The organism is Priestia megaterium NBRC 15308 = ATCC 14581 (assembly GCF_000832985.1).
GTDB classification, from domain to species: Bacteria; Bacillota; Bacilli; order Bacillales; family Bacillaceae_H; genus Priestia; species Priestia megaterium.
Map to the genome: position 1 here is coordinate 2,056,049 of NZ_CP009920.1, position 18,497 is coordinate 2,074,545.

Here is an 18,497-nt window from a genome sequence, read left to right on the forward strand (position 1 = left end):
TAATTTAAAGGTAGGAGTTTCGCATGAAAAACTTAAAATTCGCGAGCATTTTACTGCTCATATCAACATTATTTTTGAAATTTTCTAGTATGATTCGTGATTTAGTTATTGCTAACTATTTCGGTACAAGTTATATTGTCGATTCATACAACGCAGCAATGATCATTCCAAACGCTTTTATTTTATTTATGTTAACGGGGATGAAGGATGCGTTTATTCCTAGTTATTTACGTTATGAAAAAGAAAATAAAGGAAAGGTTCATTTGACTAATATTGTTAAATCAACCTTTCTTATTTGTTTCATTATTTCGGTTCTCGGATCAATTGCCGCTTTCTTTTACTTTCCCGCTTCGTATTCTAATTTTTCCAAAGCAGCAATTGAACTAGGAATTTATACGGGCGTTATGTACTTTTTATCTCTTTCACTAGTTGGAGTGAATGCCGTATACGAAGGTGTATTTGATGCACGAAGTCAATATTCTTTCTCCGTGTTTTCTCAAACGGTTGTTGTACTCTTTACGATTTTAAGTACAATCCTATTACATTCAATCATGGGCGGCTATGCAATTGCTCTTGGATATTTTGTAGGAACAATTGCTTCTTTCTTAATTAAAGTTGTCTATTTTAAACCGCAGCATCTGCTGTTATGGAAGCAAAAAATTGACCGTGATGAAGTGGTGGCTTTTTATAAAGTATTCATCCCTGTTGGTGTGACCATTATGGTCGGTCAAATTAATTTAACTGTAAACTTCTTTTTTGCCGGCTCCTTTGGTGAAGGTGTTATTTCATACTTAAATTACGCCTTCAGACTTGTAAGTATTCCCCAGGCAATATTCGGGGTTACGGTCGCAACCATTATTTATCCGCTGATTGCAAGAGCCATTTCTGAAAAAGATGAAGAACGCTTTAAATCGGGAATTGAAAAAGGGATTACGTTTATGCTGATGCTGCTGATTCCGACGATTGTTATTATGATCTTTTATATGAAAGACATTGTAATGATTGCTTATCAGCGCGGTGCATTTGACGCAAATTCGACGTTAAAAACAACGGATGTATCTTATTATTACCTAGGTTCGGTGTTTTTTTATTCGCTGCAAGCTGTTCTTGCAAAAGGATTTTATTCTCTTCAAAAAGGTTATCTTATTATGAGAGCAGGCTTATTATCCATTGTGTTAAACATCATCTTTAACATGATTTTCACTAAATTTATGGGATACCAAGGATTAGCACTTTCCATGTCAGTGGTTGCCTTTTTCTATACGGCCATCGTATTCGTTATGCTGGCAAAACAAATCAATCACTTCCATTACGGATATCTAGTGAAAGAAACAGGAAAAATTCTTTTAGCTTCCGTACCTGTTGCTATCCTCATGTTCTTCTTGAAGGACATCGCATTTTTGAATTCATTACATGTTATCTTACGATTTGGTATTGTCTGTCTTGCAGGTGGTTTAGTATACTTAATGTCGACGCTATTATGCAGAGTAGAAGGTGTTATGCTTTTAGTTAAAAGAAAACGTTAATTCACGTAAAACAGGAGAGTACTATATGAAGAACACATACTGGTTATTTTTTCTGTTCGTTGGTTTTATTTCAATTCAGCCAATTATTGATATGCTAACGACGTACATGGTTTTGAACATGGATAGTGGTCTCTCAATTGGGGTTGTTATTCGCTTTCTATATATGATTTTTGCAGGTGTCCTACTTTTAGTGTTTGCCAAACAATCAAAATGGGCTAGATATTCGATTATCTACCTTATTGTTTTTGCACTCTTTCTTGGACTCAATATCTACTTAAATCATCAATGGAAAGATCCTTATTATATTGGGCAAGAAATTAAATTTTTCAATAAGGTTGTTTATTTGAACGTTACATTACTCGGAATGATTGTGATGTTTTCACATTATCGATCGTCTTTGGATGTAAAAAGAATACTGAGCAAAAACTTATTGACTGCTTCACTCATCATCAGTATTGTTTTTATCGGTACAATGCTAACAGGTACAGCACTAGAGAGTTATCAGTATAATAAAATCGGATTTAAAGGCTGGTTTTATGCAGCGAATGAGCTAGGGGCAACCATTGCTATTTTGCTTCCTCTCACACTGCTTTTAGCTTTAGATAAAGTACGTTCGTTTTCAAAAGCTTATTACTGGATTCCTTTTATCTTGTTAGCTGTTTCGTCCATCATGCTTGGAACGAAAGTAGGCTTAGGTGCCGTTATTCTTTCTTTAGTTGTAGCGACAGTTGTCTTATTTGCAAAATTATTTACGAATAAACGCAGCTTAATTAAAGCCAACTTAGTAATCTCAATTCTGCTTTTAATTGTAACCGGAGCAACCACTCCGATTTCTCCAGCTTATAAAAACACATATACGCACATCGATATGTTAGAGGCTAAAAAAGAGAAAACAAAGCAAGAAAAGCCGGAAAAGAAAGAAAAAGAAAAGCCGGCTAAAAAGAAAAAGCAAAAGGAATCAAATTTAGATGACAAAGATATTCAAAATCTGATTCTAAGCAGCCGTGAGCAATTTTTAGCTCATCATAAGGAAGAGTATGCAAAAGCACCTATTGCAAGAAAAATGATAGGTATGGGCTTTTCTGGTGACTATACAAAACAGCTTCCGCCAAAGATGATTGAAATGGATTTTTATGACCTATTTTTCTCTTTAGGTATCATCGGATTTTTACTATGGGTTCTTCCACTTCTAGTAGTTGGTTTAACCGTATTGGTTCGATTATTTAAAAACCCGTCACAGCTTCTTGATGAAAGCTTTATGATGTATAGTACAGCAATTGTATTAGCTCTTGGAATTGCTTTTGTAGCTGGGCATGTCTTCACCGCACCAGCCGTTACTATCTATTTTGCAGCAGCAGCTGCTTATCTGTTCGTCATTCATTTTAAACAAAGACAAGCATAAAAAAACAGGCCATTGAAGGCCTGTTTTTTTATCTTTTTAATGGCTGAAGGCTTAACACCGTATCACCTGCATTAACGTTTATTTCTTGATCATGAGCAAAAAAACTCAATGCCTTTCCCTGCTTGCTCACTGCTAGTAAAAGAGAAGCATCGCTTTTCTCCTCAAGATATGTTTCATACGTATATTCATCCGTAATTTTTGTATTGTAAATCGTATATCCGTGCTCCATTTTATGATGCAGAAACTCCCACGTAATTCCTTTCTTAAAAAGCATGCGTCCTCTTACCGTGTGCATAATTTCATCGACATCTTCTCTTGAATCTTCTTGGTCACGAATACTCAATTGAAAAACATTGTTCCGTCCCATATCTTGAAGAAAAGCCGTACAAACAAGTGCATTATATGCATCTAACTCAGTTGCAGCAATCACGTATTCATAAGGAGTTAAATCTAGATGATATTCCGTTTGCTCAGCTAGAACTTCTCCGTGATACACATCTACTTCCGCTCTGCGCGCAACTCTTAACCGCTCCCACGAAGAATCAGCAACTAACACTGGATAGCCCAGTTGCTTTAACTTGGAAGCAAAGGCAACCGTAAAATCATTGCTTCCTACAAGCAAAATACCAGGTTCTTCTCCAATTGATAAATCAAGCTTCTTAGCTAGCCATGAAAGGGAAAAACCGTGTGCACAAACCGTAGCAAATACTAAAGCAAATGTCAGTGTTGTTAGGATGGAAGCATCTTTAAATCCTTCATCGATTAGTACTTTCGCAAAGTAACTTGAGACCGTTAACGCCACAATGCCGCGCGGGGCAATCCAGCCAATCAGTATTTTTTCTTTTATAGATAAATCTGTCCCTACCGTTGATAAAAAGATGGAGACAGGTCTGACAATAAACAGCATAAGTAAAACAAACAAAATAATATTCCAATGAAAAATTTCAGTAATGGTCTTCATCGTCAGTCCAGCCGTTAACATGATAAAAATAGTAGAAGTCAATAGAACCGAAATGTTCTCTTTAAAATGTCGCATATCACTAATAGATGAAATATGCATATTAGCAAGGGTAATCCCCATCGCTGTCACTGCTAGAAGACCTGTTTCATGCTTAATTTCATCAGCTATCGTAAAGCAGGCAATAACCACAATAAATACGACCGGAGATTTTAAATACTCTGGAATATGCCCCTTTTGAAACATCCATCCTATTCCGCGACCAAGAAGCCATCCTATTAAAACTGCAAGAATAGAGGCTGCAAAGAAAAAGAGAATTGTTTTTCCACTCACTTCTCTCAGCACTAAAAATTGAACAATTTCAAACGAAAAAACGGCCAGCAGTGCACCAAATGGATCAACAATAATACCTTCCCATTTTAAAATCGCTGCTGGTTTTGGTTTTAATTTAGCTTGTCGTAAAAGAGGTAAAATCACGGTTGGACCCGTCACAATAAAAAGCCCTCCGATAACAATTGCCACCGCCCATGATAAATCCGCTATATAATGAGCAGCTAAAGAGCCTAAAATCCAAGCTAGCATGGCTCCGAGCGTCACAATGCGAAACACAGGCTTTTCGATTCCCCTTACCTCTCTCATATCTAAGTTCAAGCTGCCTTCAAATAAAATAACAGCTACAGCAATCGATACAAAAGGATCAAAAAGCTGTGCAAATTGTGCTTTAGGGTCAATTAAACCTAAAATAGGGCCTGTTAGTAGTCCAATAATTGACATCACGACAATTGCTGGTAACTTAAATCTCCAAGCCAGCCACTGAGATAGAACTCCTAGTCCCACTACGAGCGTGATATGTATAAGCATAGGTTCCATTGTATCTTCCTTCTCTCGTTCGCATAATGTGTATATATTTTCCCTAAAATAAACCGATGTTATACAGGAAGAAACAAACACTACCTTGTTTTACCACTTTTTCAAAAATGCTAAACGCATACTCTTTTCTTTGAATCCAAGCTGCTTTCTTTCGTTCGACACATATTTTACTCGTGTTTGTCGAATTTCACTTTATTATCAAATAATAAAAAACCTTTAGCTTCTGCTAAAGGCTTTTTGCCGGATGATCCAATTCATATAGCTTTTGATAGTGACTGTTCGTCGCAAGTAATTCATCATGCCTTCCTCGAATGGCTATCTTACCATCTTGCAAAAATAAGATTTCATCCATTTTTTCCATCCCAACTAAATTGTGCGTAACCCAAATTAAGGTTTTATCTTGAAGAGTTTCAAAGATAGTGGATAACAAACGCTTTTCAGTCATAGCATCCAACCCTGCAGTTGGCTCATCTAGCATAACAATTGGTGTATGCTGAAGCAGAACACGTGCTAACGCAATCCGCTGACGTTCTCCTCCCGAGAAGCGCTGACCTGTTTCGAGCATCGGCGTTTGATATCCTTGGTGCAAACCTTCCACAAGGGAGTGCATATTCACTTGCTTCATGGCCTCAATTACTTCTTCTTTTGTGGCCTCTTCATTAGCTAGTAATAAATTGTTGGCTACGCTTGTATTAAATAAATAAGGATTTTGATTTAATACAGAGATGAGTTTTGGTACATCTTCACGAAATTCAGCAACAGACTGACCGTTTAGTTGAACTGTGCCCTCTGTAGGTGTTAAGGAGCCTTGCAGCAACTTTAATAGAGTCGATTTTCCAGCTCCACTCTTGCCAAGAATCGCAATTTTTTTCCCTTGCTCGACTTGAAATGAAAGATCATGAATGACTGAATCCTCCTCATTACTATAGCGAAAGCTTACATGCTCAACTTTTAATCTAACCGAATTCCATGAACCTTTATAAGGTAGAGAAAGAGTATGTTTTTTCTTTTCGTTCACATATTCCCAGTTCTTTTCCATTTCCTGTACTCTATTTAATGATTCTTCAAACTGAGGAATCTTTTCTACTGCATTGGATACTGGCAGCAGCGCTTCAGATAAAGGAAATACTACTAAAATAAAAGCAGCAATAAACACACCTGCAAGCTCTTTATCTGCAAAAAGAGAAGCTCCAAACCAAATCATTGTGACAATTAAACCTGCTACAATAAGTTGTCCAAACAATTCTCGGTAATACGTCCATAGTTTAAGCTTGCGACCCATGCCGTCTAACTCATTTTCTGTTTTGTCATACGAATGAAAAAATGACTGCTGCTGACCGCTTAACACCCAATCAGCAACTCCTAAAAAGCCGTCTGTGACCTTGGCATATAACTGTGCTTTGCTTGATTTATATCGCTGATTGGCTGCCTTCATATGCCAAAGGGAAAAAAGCGGCATTACTACTACTAATAAAAATAAATAGAGGGCAATCAAACATGCAAACTTTAGGCTAAAGAATCCTAACGCTACAATCGAAATAACGTATAAAATAACAGCTGAAATTGTTGGAAGAATGGTACGCAAGAACAAGTCTTGTAAACTTTCAATATCTTCCGCGAGAACTCCTAAAACATCTCCTGTTTGATAGCGAGATGTAGCAATTAACGGTTCAATCAAATGATAAAGACGCGTACGCATTTTAGCTAAAATGCGAAGAATAAAATCGTGACTGACAAGACGCTCCGCATAACGGAAAGCGGCTCGGCTTAAACCAAATGTACGCACAAGTACAATTGGAACATACACCAATAAAATCGTTTCTGGCCGTAAGGAAGAAGCTGAAATCAAATAACCTGACGTGAACATTAGCGCGCAAGCAGAACCAATCGTTAACAAGCTTAGTAATAAGATAGAAAAGATACGATATTTATATGTTTTAAAGTAGGGCCATATCCAACTTTTATATTTCATCATATCTCCTCCTCTTCATGTAAAAATTGATAGTAAGCTCCTTTTTTTTGAATCAGTTCTTGATGATTACCGATTTCTGCAACCTTTCCGTCCTCTATTACAACAATGAGATCCATTTCTTTCATCCAATGCAGACGGTGCGTAGCTAAAATAAATAACTTATCCTGGAACATCGTTAAAATATCTTGCTTTAATTCATATTCCGTTTCAATATCAACTTGTGCCGTTGGTTCATCAAGCATAATAATAGGACGGTCGCTTAGAAATGCCCTTGCTAGAGCAATCCTTTGAGCTTGGCCGCCGCTAAGCTGTCGTCCCCCATCCCCTATCATTTCATTTTCCTTCTTAGGCATCTGTTGAACCGTTGATAAAAGTCCTGCTTTCGTTAAAGCATCTTCATAATCATATGAGCCGCCTCTGTCTTGATAAAATTCAATATTTTCTTTTACTGTTCCATTAAAAATAAATGGGTGCTGTGGGATATACGTAATCTGCTTTTGCCAAGCATCTGAGCGTAAATCAATTGGTACGCCGTTTACTTCAGCAGAGCCTTCTGTAGATTGTACAAAGCCGCTTAGTATATCAATAAGCGTCGATTTTCCAGCTCCGCTTTTTCCGATGATTCCAATTTTCTTCATTCCTTTAACATGCAGTGACACATCTTCAAGAGAAGGTGGATGCTCTTCGTCATATTTTACAGTGATATGCCTTAATTGAAGTTCACTGTTTTCAGTCCAACTAGGAACATCTTCTTTTTTAGCCGGCGATTTTTCAGCCTGCTTCACAATCTTAAGTAATGCATCTCCGGATTCTTTTCCGTCTAATGTTGCATGGTAATCATTTCCGACTTCTCGTATCGGCAGGAAATATTCAGGCGCCAGCAATAAAATCATAAGTGCAGGCTCTAATGTCATAGACCCGTTTACGAGCCGCAAACCAAGCATAACAGCCACGATGGCTACAGATAACATCGTAAAGAAATCTAAAGCAAACGTAGATAAAAAAGCAATTCGGAGCGTTCCCATTGTCGCTTTTCGATAACGGTCACTGACTCTTTCAATCGTTTCAGCATGCTCCTTACTTTTCCCGAGAAATGTTAACGTTTCTAACCCTCGAAGCGAGTCTACAAAGTGATTGGACAACACGTGATATGTCTCCCATTGGCTATCTATTTTTTTTTGTGCAGCCAGTCCGAGCAAAATCATAAATAAAATTAAAATTGGCATGGTCACAAGTAAAATAATGCCTGAAAGCCGATCATGGTACCAAACGAAAGCAAGAACCAGCCAAGGTGTTACGCTAATGGCAGCCAGTTTAGGCAAAAACAGCTCGAGATAAGCACGAAGCTTCTGTAGGCCTGTGGTGATGAGCGTCACCAAGTTTCCTGTTCCTTCATCTTTGGTAAAACGCGGTCCTAATGAAAAAATGCTTTGCATGACTATCAAACGAAGTTCCTGAGTCTTTTTGACTCCAAATTGATATGCTGTTTTTTTTACTATAAAACCTACGATCTGACGAATCATAAAGGCAGACAAAAACAATCCGATTGCTTTTGTCTGCGAAGTTAAACTTTCACCATGAAAAAGAGCGGTAACTACTTCGGCGAGCCACTTAGCTTGAAAAATAATGGCTACACTTTGAATAGTAATAAGCCCTATTAACATGGCAAGAACCATTTTTATTCCGTTGTAAACCATTAAATTTCTACCCATTAATACTCCATATGCTCCTTATGATCTACACGTTTTCTGAAAACGTAGTAGCTCCAAATTTGATAACCTAACACAAAAGGCAGTAATGCAATAGCAGCGTAAGACATAATTTTTAAGGAATAATTCCCTGATGCTGCATTATGAATCGTTAAACTATAGCTTTGATTGATTGAACTAACCAAAACTGTTGGAAACAATCCTGCAAATATAGAGGAAATTGATAAAATTAAAATTAAGCCAGACATAGCAAATGCCCATCCGTCTTTTTTACGTGTAAGGAAAAATCCTGCTAGTAAATACACGAAAATACCGATGAAAAATGTATATAGCATCAAGCGGCTATGATTACTGAATAAATCCGTTTCAAAAAACGTCATGCCTGAAAAGATAAGAAGTAATAAAGCATTTATAGGCAAAAGCTTCATAGCGACCTTCCTTGAACGATCTCTAATATCGTCCATCGTCCGGATCGTGGCAAAAATAAGTCCGTGCCATAAGCAAAGCATTGTTAACGTAACACCGCCTGTGATGGTATATAGATTAACAATATCCGAAAAGCCGGCATTCATTTGCATGTTGCGCTCAACAGGCAGTCCTTTCATTAGCGCTGAAAATAAGATACCAAAAATGAGCGGTGGAAAAAGACTTCCAAAGAAGATAACCCAATCCCATGCATTTTTCCACGCTTGTTTTTCAACTTTTCCTCGAAATTCAAATGCTACACCGCGTCCGATAAGGGAAAGCAAAAGAAAAACAAAAAGAACATATGACCCGCTTAATAGCGTTGCATACCAGTTTGGAAAAGCGGCAAACATAGCACCGATTGCTGAAATTAGCCAAACTTCATTTGCATCCCAAAAAGGACCGATTGTATTAATAAAAGCTCGTCGCTCTAAGTCGTTTCTTCCTAAAAAACGAGACACCATTCCAATCCCAAAATCAAAGCCTTCTAAAAAGATAAAACCAACAAAAAGAATGGATACTAGTAAATACCAGAATTCATTAAGAGAAAACATTGTATCCCTCCTTTGTAAATGGATCAGTTGATACTACTTTTGTATGTGCTTCATGATCATGATCTGGACCTTTTTTAATTTCTTTAACGAACAAGAACACCATAATCACAGCTAAAATTAAATAAAAGAACGAAAACGAGATAATAGAAAACAGCAATTCACCTGCTGTTACACCAGGAGACACGGCATCTTCCGTTTTCATATAGCCAAATACAACCCAAGGCTGACGGCCAATCTCTGTCATAATCCAACCTGCTGAGCTTCCCAGGAACGGAAAGGCAATGGCAATCGTCATAATACGTAAAAATAGTTTGCTTTCTTGAAGTTTTTTACGAGAAAGCAAGTACGTGCCCCAAATGCCTAATGCACATAATACGCCACCTAGACCAGCCATAATGCGGAAACTCCAAAATGTTGTCCGAACGGGTGGAATATAATTTCCTGCTCCATATTTCGCCGTATACCGCTCCTGCAGCTCGTTCATCCCAGGAACGGAACCTGAAAATTTCCCGTATGATAAGAAGCTTAATAAATAAGGTATTTTGATTTCCCCCGTATTTTTCTTTTCATCGGGGTGAATATTTGCTGTCACCGTCCAAGCGCCTGGACTTCCGCTGTTTTCCCATAATCCTTCACTTGCGGCCATTTTCATCGGCTGTGTTTTAACTAAGTATCCAGCCTGTTCATGACCAGATAATGCAATTCCTACACCTGAAACTAACCCTACAATAATGGCAACTTGAAATGATTTTTTGGCAAAAGCCAAATGTTTTTTCTTCAAGAGCATAATGGCACTGACACCCGTGATAAAAAAGGCGCCTGTTGCAAACGAACCTAAAATGGTATGAGGGAATTCAACCCACAGCTGGCCGTTTGTTAGCAATTTAAAGAAGTCATTCATTTCTAAACGGCCATTATTCAGCTCCATTCCAACCGGATGCTGCATAAAAGAATTAGCCGTTAAAATAAAGAACGCCGAAAAAATAGTACCTAGACTAACAAGCCAAATACATAGACAGTGCAGCCATTTAGGTAAACGATCCCACCCGAAAATCCACAGTCCAAGGAAAGTGGACTCCATAAAAAACGCGAGCAGTGCTTCAATAGCAAGCGGCGCACCGAATACATCTCCTACAAACCTTGAGTACTCTGACCAGTTCATGCCAAACTGAAATTCTTGTAAAATACCTGTTACGACTCCGACAGCAAAGTTAATCAGGAATAAGTGCCCCCAAAACTTTGCCATCTTTTTATACTGTTCATCTTTTTTTACTACGTACATCGTTTCCATGATCGCTACTAAAAAGACAAGACCGATAGATAGCGGTACAAAGATAAAATGAAACAGCGTCGTTGATGCAAATTGAATACGTGATAGTATAACTGTATCCATCTTCTTTCTCCTTTCATATATAAGAACATTCATCATTTCCATAGATACTTTGCTCATTTCTGAGCATCTTTTACTTGCATTGTGAAACATTGAGCATAATAATTCGAGAGATATGCTCATTGTTTCACATACATATGTAATATCTCTCTTTCTATTTACATAGTATAGTCTATTTTTTTAGCTGTGCACGTGCATTTTTTGAACGTTTTTAGACTAAAACGTGACTTTCTTGTGACAAAAAAGTGAAGGATCTCTTTATTTTTCTCATAAAAAAAGCACGCTCTGATTTGAGCTTGCTTCTCTATGGTCGATATTTTGCTTTGGCATTTAATTTAGACTGACGAATGATTTGGTTGATGACTTCAGAAAACACAATACCAATGGCAATTGAACCTGAAATCATAAAGGCTTTTGCTGCAAGACTAATCGCTTCATTATAGTTATTTTCTACAAAGTTACGCATGGCATCGTATGCTGTTCCTCCCGGAACTAGCGGAATAATACCTGCTACGGTGAAAATAATGATCGGCGTTCGATAAATTTTTGCGTAAATTTGACTAATAATAGCAATAAAGAAGGCCGATGCAACTGTGCTTGGAATTTCATCTACGCCATAGAACGTTAGCAAATAGTAAATGAGCCAGCCAATCATTCCGACAAAGCCACTTTTTAATAATGATTCACGTGGAACATTAAAGATGATCCCAAATGCTGCTGAAGCAATAAAACTTGTAATTATCTGCTCTACGATATGCATATGATGCCTCCCTTCTATAGAAGTGTAAATACAATGGCAATACCTGCACCGATAGCGAATGCCGTCAGAAACGCTTCTGCTCCTTTTGATAATCCAGACAGTAAATGTCCCGCCATTAAATCTCGCACTGCATTGGTAATGGATAAGCCAGGAACGAGTGGCATAACGGATCCAATAATAATTTTATCAATTTGCGTGCCTACTCCTGAAGCGACTAAAAGAGCTGATAAAAGTCCAATAACTAACGAAGCGGTAAACTCAGCAAAAAAGCGAATCGGAATAAGGCGGTGGAAATACACCACGGTTAAAAATCCGAGACCTCCTGAAAACATAGCTGGAATAAAGTCCGTCCATAAACCTTGAAACATGATTAAAAAGCATCCGCTAGAAATGGATGCAGCTGCAAGTTGAACCCATAGTGGAAAAGCTACGTTTGTTGCTTCAATTTCTTGTAGCATTTCATACGCTTCCTCCAAGGAGATGTTTCCTTGACTGATTGTTCTTGAGACGCTATTTACCATGGTTACTTTTTTTAAATCTGTCGTTCGTTCGGAAATACGAATTAACTTCGTTTTCGTCGGTTCTTTCGTTTCAAGTGAAAACATAATCCCTGTTGGCGTCACATAGCTGTGGGATTTTTTTATACCGTAAGACGCTGCAATCCGCATCATTGTGTCTTCTACTCGATACGTTTCTGCCCCGCTTTCTAACATAATTTTACCTGCTAGTAAGCTAACGTCCATAATTTCATATTTATCTAATTTTTGTTGTGTCATCAAATCGCTCCAAACATATTAAAGCTTGGTTTTTTCCCCTACAGCATACAGTGTATAAGAAAGAGGGAAGTGGACGCAATGGTTAATGTAAAAAAGTGTGGACTTTTTGTCTCACACTTTCAGGAATAGTATATACATTCCTTATCAATTCATACGTTTTGTGGTCTCGCGCTCTACTAATATAGGTGCCATTTTATACTGTATCTGATCTATTTCTTGCTGATCCTGAATTTGCTGAAGTAAGAGGTTTACTGCTTTTTCAGCCATTTTTTCCATCGGTTGACGGATAGTTGTTAGTGGAGGATGCGCTTCACTAGCTTCAGTAATATCATCAAACCCTATAACAGACAAATCTGATGGAACGTGAAGCCCATTTTGCCACGCACAGTGTATCACTTTCAGAGCGATGTAATCCGTAGCACAAATAAGCGCAGTTGGAGGCTCTGGATGATGAGCTAGCTCATTTATAAACTGATATAGTTCATCTGAGTTATTCATATCTTCTTTCACAAACTTTGCGTTTGCTGACGGTACATACTGATAAAAAAGAGACAGACGGTGCTCGACTCCGCTTACAGCTTTTCCAACGAACCCTATATTCTTATGACCAAGGTCCGTTAAGTGAGCAACAGCTAATTGCATTCCCACCGCATCATCTACATGTACAATCGGCCAAAGTGCAGAAGAGGCGTCTCCTGTAAGAGAAACGTAAGGCGTTTGATATTGTTTTAATACATCTACAAACGGATGCTGAGCAGCTACATAGTCTAATAAAATGACCCCATCAAACCAATGGTTCATCATAACATTTAATTGACGCTCAGCCGTTGTTTCTTCGTAATCCGTGTGTCCAATAAGAACGTCCATCCCTCGACTTTGGACTTGTTGCTGTACCTTTTTTAATAGTTCAATTAGAAACGGATCTTTTAAATCTCTAATTAATATCCCGATAATCCCTGTTTTTTGGGCCCGAAGAGCTGCCGCAAATGGATTCGTCTGATACCCCAAATGAGCTGCTGCTTTTAGCACTTTTTGTTTAGTTGTTTCACTAATTTTAATTTTACCTTCTTTATTATTGAAGATTCTTGATACCGTAGCTAATGAAACACCCGCTTCTTTTGCTACTTCTGTAATCGTGACTTTTTTTCTCCCCATTCGTACCGACTCCCATTTCCTTTTAGTCTATCGACCAAGTAAACATTTTTCTTTATTATACTACTAGAAGCCGGCACCACTGAAAACTACCTTCCCTACTTTTCACTAAACAGCCACTTCAACACATCTTGAATTTTTTGATCCCAATATGCCCAGTCGTGACTTCCTTTTCCTTCTTCATATGTAAAACAAATAGCCTCTTGCTTACAACGCTCGGAAAAACGTTTATTTTCCTGATATAAAAAATCTTCCGTTCCACAGCATTGATAAATACGCGGAGTCACTTCTCCATAGCGCCGGCGATTTTCAAGCAGCCAGAAAAGATCATCCTCAGGTCTAATAACAGGGGGCATGCCAAAAATCAAAGGATAATCTAAGAACTGAACTTCTCCTCGCCCTCCAAGCCCTTCAACGTCCATCACTCCTGATAAACTGGCAGCTGCAGAAAATTGATGTGGTTTGCGAAACGCCCATTTTAAGGCGCCGTACCCTCCCATAGAAAGGCCAGCTACAAAATTATCTTCTCTTTTTTCCGATAACGGAAAGAATGATCTAGCCAAGTGAGGAAGTTCTTCTGTTACAAACGTCCAATACTTCTTTCCATAAGCCATATCTCTATAAAAGCTGCGATCTACATTTGGCATTACAACTGCAAGTCCTAATTCTGATGCGTAGCGTTCAATCGAAGTTCTTCTCATCCATATCGTATGATCATCAGAAAGGCCGTGTAATAAATAGAGCGTAGGGTGTTTCTCACTTCTTGTATTGGTTTGTAAACCAATTTGAGATTTTGTTTGCTGCGGTATCAAAACGTTCATTGAAGTACTTATTTGCAATACTTCTGAAAAAAAATCACATTGCATAAACGCCATATTTCTCTTCCCCCTATTTTTTCTTCCCTATTGGTTGATAACAAAACGTACATAATTCATATAAAAGTTGAAAAATAGTTTGATTATTTACAATTTTTAGTTTAACATAAAAACATCTTTTATGAAAACGTTTTACGTATAACGTTTTTTTAATTGAAATAGTGACGGTGATTCAAAGGAGGAATTTATATGGGGATAGTAAAAGTAACTTCTGACGAGTATAAGGAGCAAAAAGGAAATCTATTTTTCGTGATTTTCATTTCATGTGCAGCTGCTTTTGGAGGGTTGCTTTACGGCTATGACACAGCCGTCATTTCAGGAGCTATTGGGTTGATGAAAGTACATTTTAATCTTAGTCCAACGATGGTAGGTTTTGTTGTATCTAGTCTGCTGCTCGGTGGTGCCGTTGGGGTACTTGCTTCGGGAAAACTGAGTGATCGATTCGGTAGAAAAAGCATCTTACTTTTAGCAGCTTCTTTATTTGTCGTATCCGCAATTATGCAAGCGCTATCTTCATCCATCTCTTTTGTGATTATTTCTCGAATTATTGGAGGACTAGGCATTGGTATGGCTTCTGTTCTTTCTATTACCTATATTTCTGAAATAGCCCCTCCGCACATGCGTGGCCGCTTAGGCTCTCTATACCAATTTGCTGTTGCCGTTGGGATTGTTTCTGTCTATTTTGTAAATGACTACATTTTATCTATTGGGGAAGACGCTTGGCAGAATTCCACGGGATGGCGCTACATTATCGGTGCTTCTGGTATTCCAGCTCTTTTATTTCTTCTTATTCTTTCTCCTGTTCCTGAAAGTCCGAGGTGGCTGGTAAAAGCAAACCGCACTTTAGAAGCTATGGACATTTTAATTAAAATCAATGGTACACACATTGCACGCCAAGAGCTGTATCATATTGAGCAATCGTTAAAAGAAAATCAACCAGCTTCTCTTTCGCTTTTTAAAGAGGCCTGTCTTCGAAAAGCGCTGCTTATGGGTATTCTACTTGCAGCCTTTCAACAGCTTGTCGGAATTAATGCCATTATTTATTACGCCCCGCAAGTTTTTGAAGCAGCTGGAGCTAGAGGAGATTTATCGCTCCTTGTTACGTCTATGATTGGTGTGGCTGCCTTTTTAGGCGTTCTTTGTTCCATGTGGCTTATCGACCGGATTGGCCGCAAAGCTTTATTGCTTATTGGCACAGCTGGTATGGCCGTTACGCAGCTTCTCGTTTCCTTTGGGTTTCATTTTCAAGGTACTGAAGGGTTGACTACTAGTTTACTTATTGTTTTTTATTTATTTCTTTTTAATATTTCTATGGGACCGGTTGTATGGGTTGTGATTTCTGAAATTTTTCCTAATCACGCGAGAGGCTATGCAATGTCTATTTCTACGTTTTTCTTGTGGGTAGCTAATTGGTTTGTATCTCAGTTTTTCCCTATCCTTTGGAACAAAGCTGGAGGATCTTTTACATTTTTATTCTTTATGGTTATGTGTCTCGCTTCATTTTTGTTTATATGGAAGTGGGTTCCGGAAACAAAAGGAAAGTCACTTGAAGAAATTGAACATATGTGGAAGTAAAAGAAGAGGTTGGGATATAACCAAATGAGTCCAATCTAAAGACGAACAAATGGGATACATGAGCTAAACGGCTTATGACACCGTAGTTGATTTCCGTGCAAGACTTCGCTTTCCGCGGGCGGCCGCTGAGCCTCCTTGTCGCTTGCGCTCCTGCGGGGTCTCATCTGTTCCGCTTTTCCCGCAGGATCCTTCGTCTCGCTCTCCAATCAACTACTAGAAGAATCTAAACAAATGAAAACTATGTTCATCCTAACAAAAAAAACGAACCACTAATCAAAAATTTTGATCAATGGTTCGTTTTTACTTTGTCTAAAATATTTTCGTCCCAGCCTCTTCTTTTTTATCGAATTTGTCCATCTCCGTAAATAATATATTTTAGCGTTGTTAATTCTTTTAATCCCATCGGTCCACGCGCATGAAGCTTTTGTGTACTAATTCCGATTTCTGCCCCGAAACCAAACTCTTCTCCGTCTGTAAACCTCGTTGAAGCATTCACATAAACAGCGGCTGAATTAACGCGCTGTAAAAAACGCTGAGCATGGGCATAATTTGTTGTGACAATCGCTTCAGAATGATGTGAACTATGAACATTAATATGGGAAATCGCTTCATCGATATCATCTACGATTTTAACCGCCATGATGAAATCCAAGTATTCTTTCTTCCAATCCTCATCCCCTGCGGGAACAAGATCTGGAACGATTGTTACCGCACGTTCATCACCGCGTACTTCTACATCTTTCTCTCGTAGCGCTTGAACAATAATCGGCAAAAATTCATGAGCCGCTCGTTTATGGATAAGCAGCTTTTCGGCTGAGTTACACACTGCTGGACGAGATGTTTTTGCATTAATGACAATATTGGCCGCCATGTCACCGTCATATTCTTCATCAACATAAATGTGGCAGTTCCCAGTTCCTGTCTCAATAACGGGAACCGTTGCATTTTTTACCACCGCTTCAATTAAACCAGCACCGCCTCGAGGAATTAATACATCGATATATTCATTTAATTTCATTAACTCCAGTGCTGTTTCTCTCGACGTATTTTCAATAAGCTGTACGCTATGCTCAGGCAACCCTGCACTTGCCGCAGCTTGAGATAATACAGAAACAATCGCTTGATTCGAATAAAACGCCTCGCTACCTCCGCGCAAAATAACTGCATTTCCTGCTTTTAAGCATAAGCCTGTTGCATCACACGTAACGTTTGGACGCGCTTCATAAATAATTCCTATGACACCAATAGGTACACGCTGCTGTCCAATTTGTAAGCCATTTGGTCGCTTCGCCATAGACAGCACTTCTCCTACCGGATCTGCAAGCGCAGCTACTTGGCGCAGGCCGTCTGCCATTCCGTGAATCCGCTCTTCATTTAAAGATAGACGATCCAACATCGCTTTTGACGTGCCTTTTTGAATGGCTTTTTCTACGTCTAATTTATTTGCTTTTAAAATCGCCTCTTGTTGATCCAATAGAGCAGCCGCCATTTTATAAAGTGCCTGCTGTTTTTGTTCGCTCGTTACATTTCCTAAGAAATAAGAGGCTTCTTTTGCCTGCTTTCCTTTAAGCTGCAATTCACTCATTTCATTACTCCTTCAGCTTGTTTTAAGAATAACGTTCCAATTTCTTGGCCTTCAATAATATCTCGCAAAATACTTGGTTCTTTACCATTTGCTAAGATTAAGCTCACGCCTGCACTTGTAGCTGTTTTAGCAGCGGTAAGCTTTGTGACCATTCCGCCTGTTCCAACATCCGTTCCGCTATCTCCAGCAAAATTCTCAAGCTCCGGTGTGATGCCATCTATTACTTTCATTAATTTAGAGTTAGGGTTTTTTGTGGGATCTGAATCAAAGAAACCGTCAATATCAGATAAAATAACAAGTAAATCTGCGTGAATCAAAACTGAAACAATGGCAGATAAATTATCGTTATCTCCAAAACGCACGATGTTTTCAATTTCATCGATTGCAACCGTATCGTTTTCATTCACAATAGGAATTACTTTGTCTTCAATTAATTTTTCAAACGTGTTCACAACGTTATTGCGCACATGTTCATCTTCGATTACATCCTTCGTTAACAGTACTTGACCAACGATGTGGCTGTACTCACCAAAGAATTTACTATAGATATGCATAAGCTCACATTGCCCGACAGAGGCCGCTGCTTGTTTTTCTCGAATAGAAGTTGGCTTTTCCTTTAACTTTAGTTTTTTTACTCCCACTTGAACGGCACCTGATGTAACAAGCACAACTTCTTTTCCTGCATTCATTAAATCAGATAAAACACACGCTAGTTTTTCAATGCGTGCTAAGTTAATATCTCCATTATCATAGGTCAACGTAGATGTCCCTACTTTGACTACAATACGCTTGCTATTTTGTAACTCTTGACGATGGTTCACTCTTTTCATCTCCCTAACTAAAACACCTAAATGCGTACTAATTTTTTTAAAAATTATAGCAGAGATTATGCGAAAAGTCTTATAGTTTTTTAAAGGGAATTTGAACT

Annotated in this window: 15 protein-coding genes; 3 read left to right on the top strand and 12 right to left on the bottom strand. The window is 38.4% G+C overall.

The features are described from left to right. The first annotated feature begins 23 nt into the window (after nucleotides 1-23). Nucleotides 24-1,526 carry a murein biosynthesis integral membrane protein MurJ gene (gene murJ, locus BG04_RS11165; RefSeq protein WP_016765962.1) on the top strand — a complete coding sequence of 501 codons (1,503 nt, stop codon included), beginning with the start codon at nucleotides 24-26 and terminating at the stop codon, nucleotides 1,524-1,526. Nucleotides 1,527-1,551: 25 nt separating this feature from the next. Further along, nucleotides 1,552-2,928, top strand: a complete 1,377-nt coding sequence (locus BG04_RS11170) for an O-antigen ligase family protein (RefSeq protein ID WP_034648214.1) — start codon at nucleotides 1,552-1,554, stop codon at nucleotides 2,926-2,928. Nucleotides 2,929-2,956: 28 nt separating this feature from the next. Here BG04_RS11170 and BG04_RS11175 read toward each other — a convergent pair whose 3' ends face one another. The 9 genes from BG04_RS11175 to BG04_RS11215 all read right to left on the bottom strand — a co-directional run bounded on the left by BG04_RS11175 (nucleotide 2,957) and on the right by BG04_RS11215 (nucleotide 14,409). Next, nucleotides 2,957-4,756 (bottom strand): cation:proton antiporter, encoded by a 1,800-nt coding sequence (locus BG04_RS11175; RefSeq protein ID WP_034648212.1) that lies wholly within the window; start codon nucleotides 4,754-4,756, stop codon nucleotides 2,957-2,959. 226 nt (nucleotides 4,757-4,982) lie between these two features. Next, complete coding sequence (gene cydC, locus BG04_RS11180) at nucleotides 4,983-6,731, bottom strand: thiol reductant ABC exporter subunit CydC (RefSeq protein ID WP_051975554.1); 1,749 nt, start codon at nucleotides 6,729-6,731, stop codon at nucleotides 4,983-4,985. Next, nucleotides 6,728-8,440, bottom strand: a complete 1,713-nt coding sequence (gene cydD / locus BG04_RS11185; RefSeq protein ID WP_034648208.1) for a thiol reductant ABC exporter subunit CydD — start codon at nucleotides 8,438-8,440, stop codon at nucleotides 6,728-6,730. Before cydD ends, cydC begins: the two co-directional genes overlap by 4 nt. Continuing rightward, nucleotides 8,440-9,456: a cytochrome d ubiquinol oxidase subunit II gene (gene cydB / locus BG04_RS11190; protein ID WP_034648207.1), complete on the bottom strand. Its 1,017-nt coding sequence runs from the start codon at nucleotides 9,454-9,456 to the stop codon at nucleotides 8,440-8,442. The genes cydD and cydB overlap by 1 nt, the downstream gene beginning before the upstream one ends. Then, on the bottom strand, nucleotides 9,443-10,849 hold the full coding sequence (locus tag BG04_RS11195; protein WP_034648205.1) for a cytochrome ubiquinol oxidase subunit I: 1,407 nt from the start codon (nucleotides 10,847-10,849) through the stop codon (nucleotides 9,443-9,445). The genes cydB and BG04_RS11195 overlap by 14 nt, the downstream gene beginning before the upstream one ends. Before the next feature lie 301 nt (nucleotides 10,850-11,150). Next, a complete protein-coding gene (locus tag BG04_RS11200) occupies nucleotides 11,151-11,606 on the bottom strand; it encodes a threonine/serine exporter family protein (protein ID WP_013059882.1) in 456 nt (151 codons plus the stop codon). A gap of 14 nt (nucleotides 11,607-11,620) precedes the next feature. Further along, complete coding sequence (locus BG04_RS11205; protein ID WP_016765969.1) at nucleotides 11,621-12,382, bottom strand: threonine/serine exporter family protein; 762 nt, start codon at nucleotides 12,380-12,382, stop codon at nucleotides 11,621-11,623. A 144-nt stretch (nucleotides 12,383-12,526) separates the two neighbouring features. Next, a complete protein-coding gene (locus tag BG04_RS11210; protein ID WP_034648203.1) occupies nucleotides 12,527-13,537 on the bottom strand; it encodes a LacI family DNA-binding transcriptional regulator in 1,011 nt (336 codons plus the stop codon). A gap of 95 nt (nucleotides 13,538-13,632) precedes the next feature. After that, the gene (locus BG04_RS11215; protein ID WP_034648201.1) at nucleotides 13,633-14,409 is read right to left on the bottom strand and encodes an alpha/beta hydrolase; all 777 of its coding nucleotides are present in this window, start codon (nucleotides 14,407-14,409) and stop codon (nucleotides 13,633-13,635) included. 189 nt (nucleotides 14,410-14,598) lie between these two features. On the opposite strand from BG04_RS11215, the gene BG04_RS11220 reads away from it, so the two are divergent. Continuing rightward, complete coding sequence (locus BG04_RS11220) at nucleotides 14,599-15,984, top strand: sugar porter family MFS transporter (RefSeq protein ID WP_034648199.1); 1,386 nt, start codon at nucleotides 14,599-14,601, stop codon at nucleotides 15,982-15,984. A gap of 72 nt (nucleotides 15,985-16,056) precedes the next feature. On the opposite strand, the gene BG04_RS31335 is transcribed toward BG04_RS11220, so the two are convergent. The 3 genes from BG04_RS31335 to proB all read right to left on the bottom strand — a co-directional run bounded on the left by BG04_RS31335 (nucleotide 16,057) and on the right by proB (nucleotide 18,399). Beyond that, on the bottom strand, nucleotides 16,057-16,194 hold the full coding sequence (locus BG04_RS31335; RefSeq protein WP_162837675.1) for a hypothetical protein: 138 nt from the start codon (nucleotides 16,192-16,194) through the stop codon (nucleotides 16,057-16,059). Nucleotides 16,195-16,324: 130 nt separating this feature from the next. Further along, nucleotides 16,325-17,569, bottom strand: a complete 1,245-nt coding sequence (locus BG04_RS11225; protein WP_034648197.1) for a glutamate-5-semialdehyde dehydrogenase — start codon at nucleotides 17,567-17,569, stop codon at nucleotides 16,325-16,327. Continuing rightward, nucleotides 17,566-18,399 (bottom strand): glutamate 5-kinase, encoded by an 834-nt coding sequence (gene proB / locus BG04_RS11230; protein ID WP_034648195.1) that lies wholly within the window; start codon nucleotides 18,397-18,399, stop codon nucleotides 17,566-17,568. Before proB ends, BG04_RS11225 begins: the two co-directional genes overlap by 4 nt. Nucleotides 18,400-18,497: the final 98 nt, after the last annotated feature.

Coding starts and splice junctions, on each gene's coding strand:
- proB (WP_034648195.1), bottom strand. CDS start 18,399: ATGAAAAGAGTGAACCATCGTCAAGAGTTACAAAATAGCAAGCGTATT.
- cydD (WP_034648208.1), bottom strand. CDS start 8,440: ATGGGTAGAAATTTAATGGTTTACAACGGAATAAAAATGGTTCTTGCC.
- BG04_RS11175 (WP_034648212.1), bottom strand. CDS start 4,756: ATGGAACCTATGCTTATACATATCACGCTCGTAGTGGGACTAGGAGTT.
- cydC (WP_051975554.1), bottom strand. CDS start 6,731: ATGATGAAATATAAAAGTTGGATATGGCCCTACTTTAAAACATATAAA.
- cydB (WP_034648207.1), bottom strand. CDS start 9,456: ATGTTTTCTCTTAATGAATTCTGGTATTTACTAGTATCCATTCTTTTT.
- BG04_RS11205 (WP_016765969.1), bottom strand. CDS start 12,382: ATGACACAACAAAAATTAGATAAATATGAAATTATGGACGTTAGCTTA.
- BG04_RS11225 (WP_034648197.1), bottom strand. CDS start 17,569: ATGAGTGAATTGCAGCTTAAAGGAAAGCAGGCAAAAGAAGCCTCTTAT.
- BG04_RS11210 (WP_034648203.1), bottom strand. CDS start 13,537: ATGGGGAGAAAAAAAGTCACGATTACAGAAGTAGCAAAAGAAGCGGGT.
- BG04_RS11195 (WP_034648205.1), bottom strand. CDS start 10,849: ATGGATACAGTTATACTATCACGTATTCAATTTGCATCAACGACGCTG.
- BG04_RS11220 (WP_034648199.1), top strand. CDS start 14,599: ATGGGGATAGTAAAAGTAACTTCTGACGAGTATAAGGAGCAAAAAGGA.
- BG04_RS11170 (WP_034648214.1), top strand. CDS start 1,552: ATGAAGAACACATACTGGTTATTTTTTCTGTTCGTTGGTTTTATTTCA.
- murJ (WP_016765962.1), top strand. CDS start 24: ATGAAAAACTTAAAATTCGCGAGCATTTTACTGCTCATATCAACATTA.
- BG04_RS11200 (WP_013059882.1), bottom strand. CDS start 11,606: ATGCATATCGTAGAGCAGATAATTACAAGTTTTATTGCTTCAGCAGCA.
- BG04_RS11215 (WP_034648201.1), bottom strand. CDS start 14,409: ATGGCGTTTATGCAATGTGATTTTTTTTCAGAAGTATTGCAAATAAGT.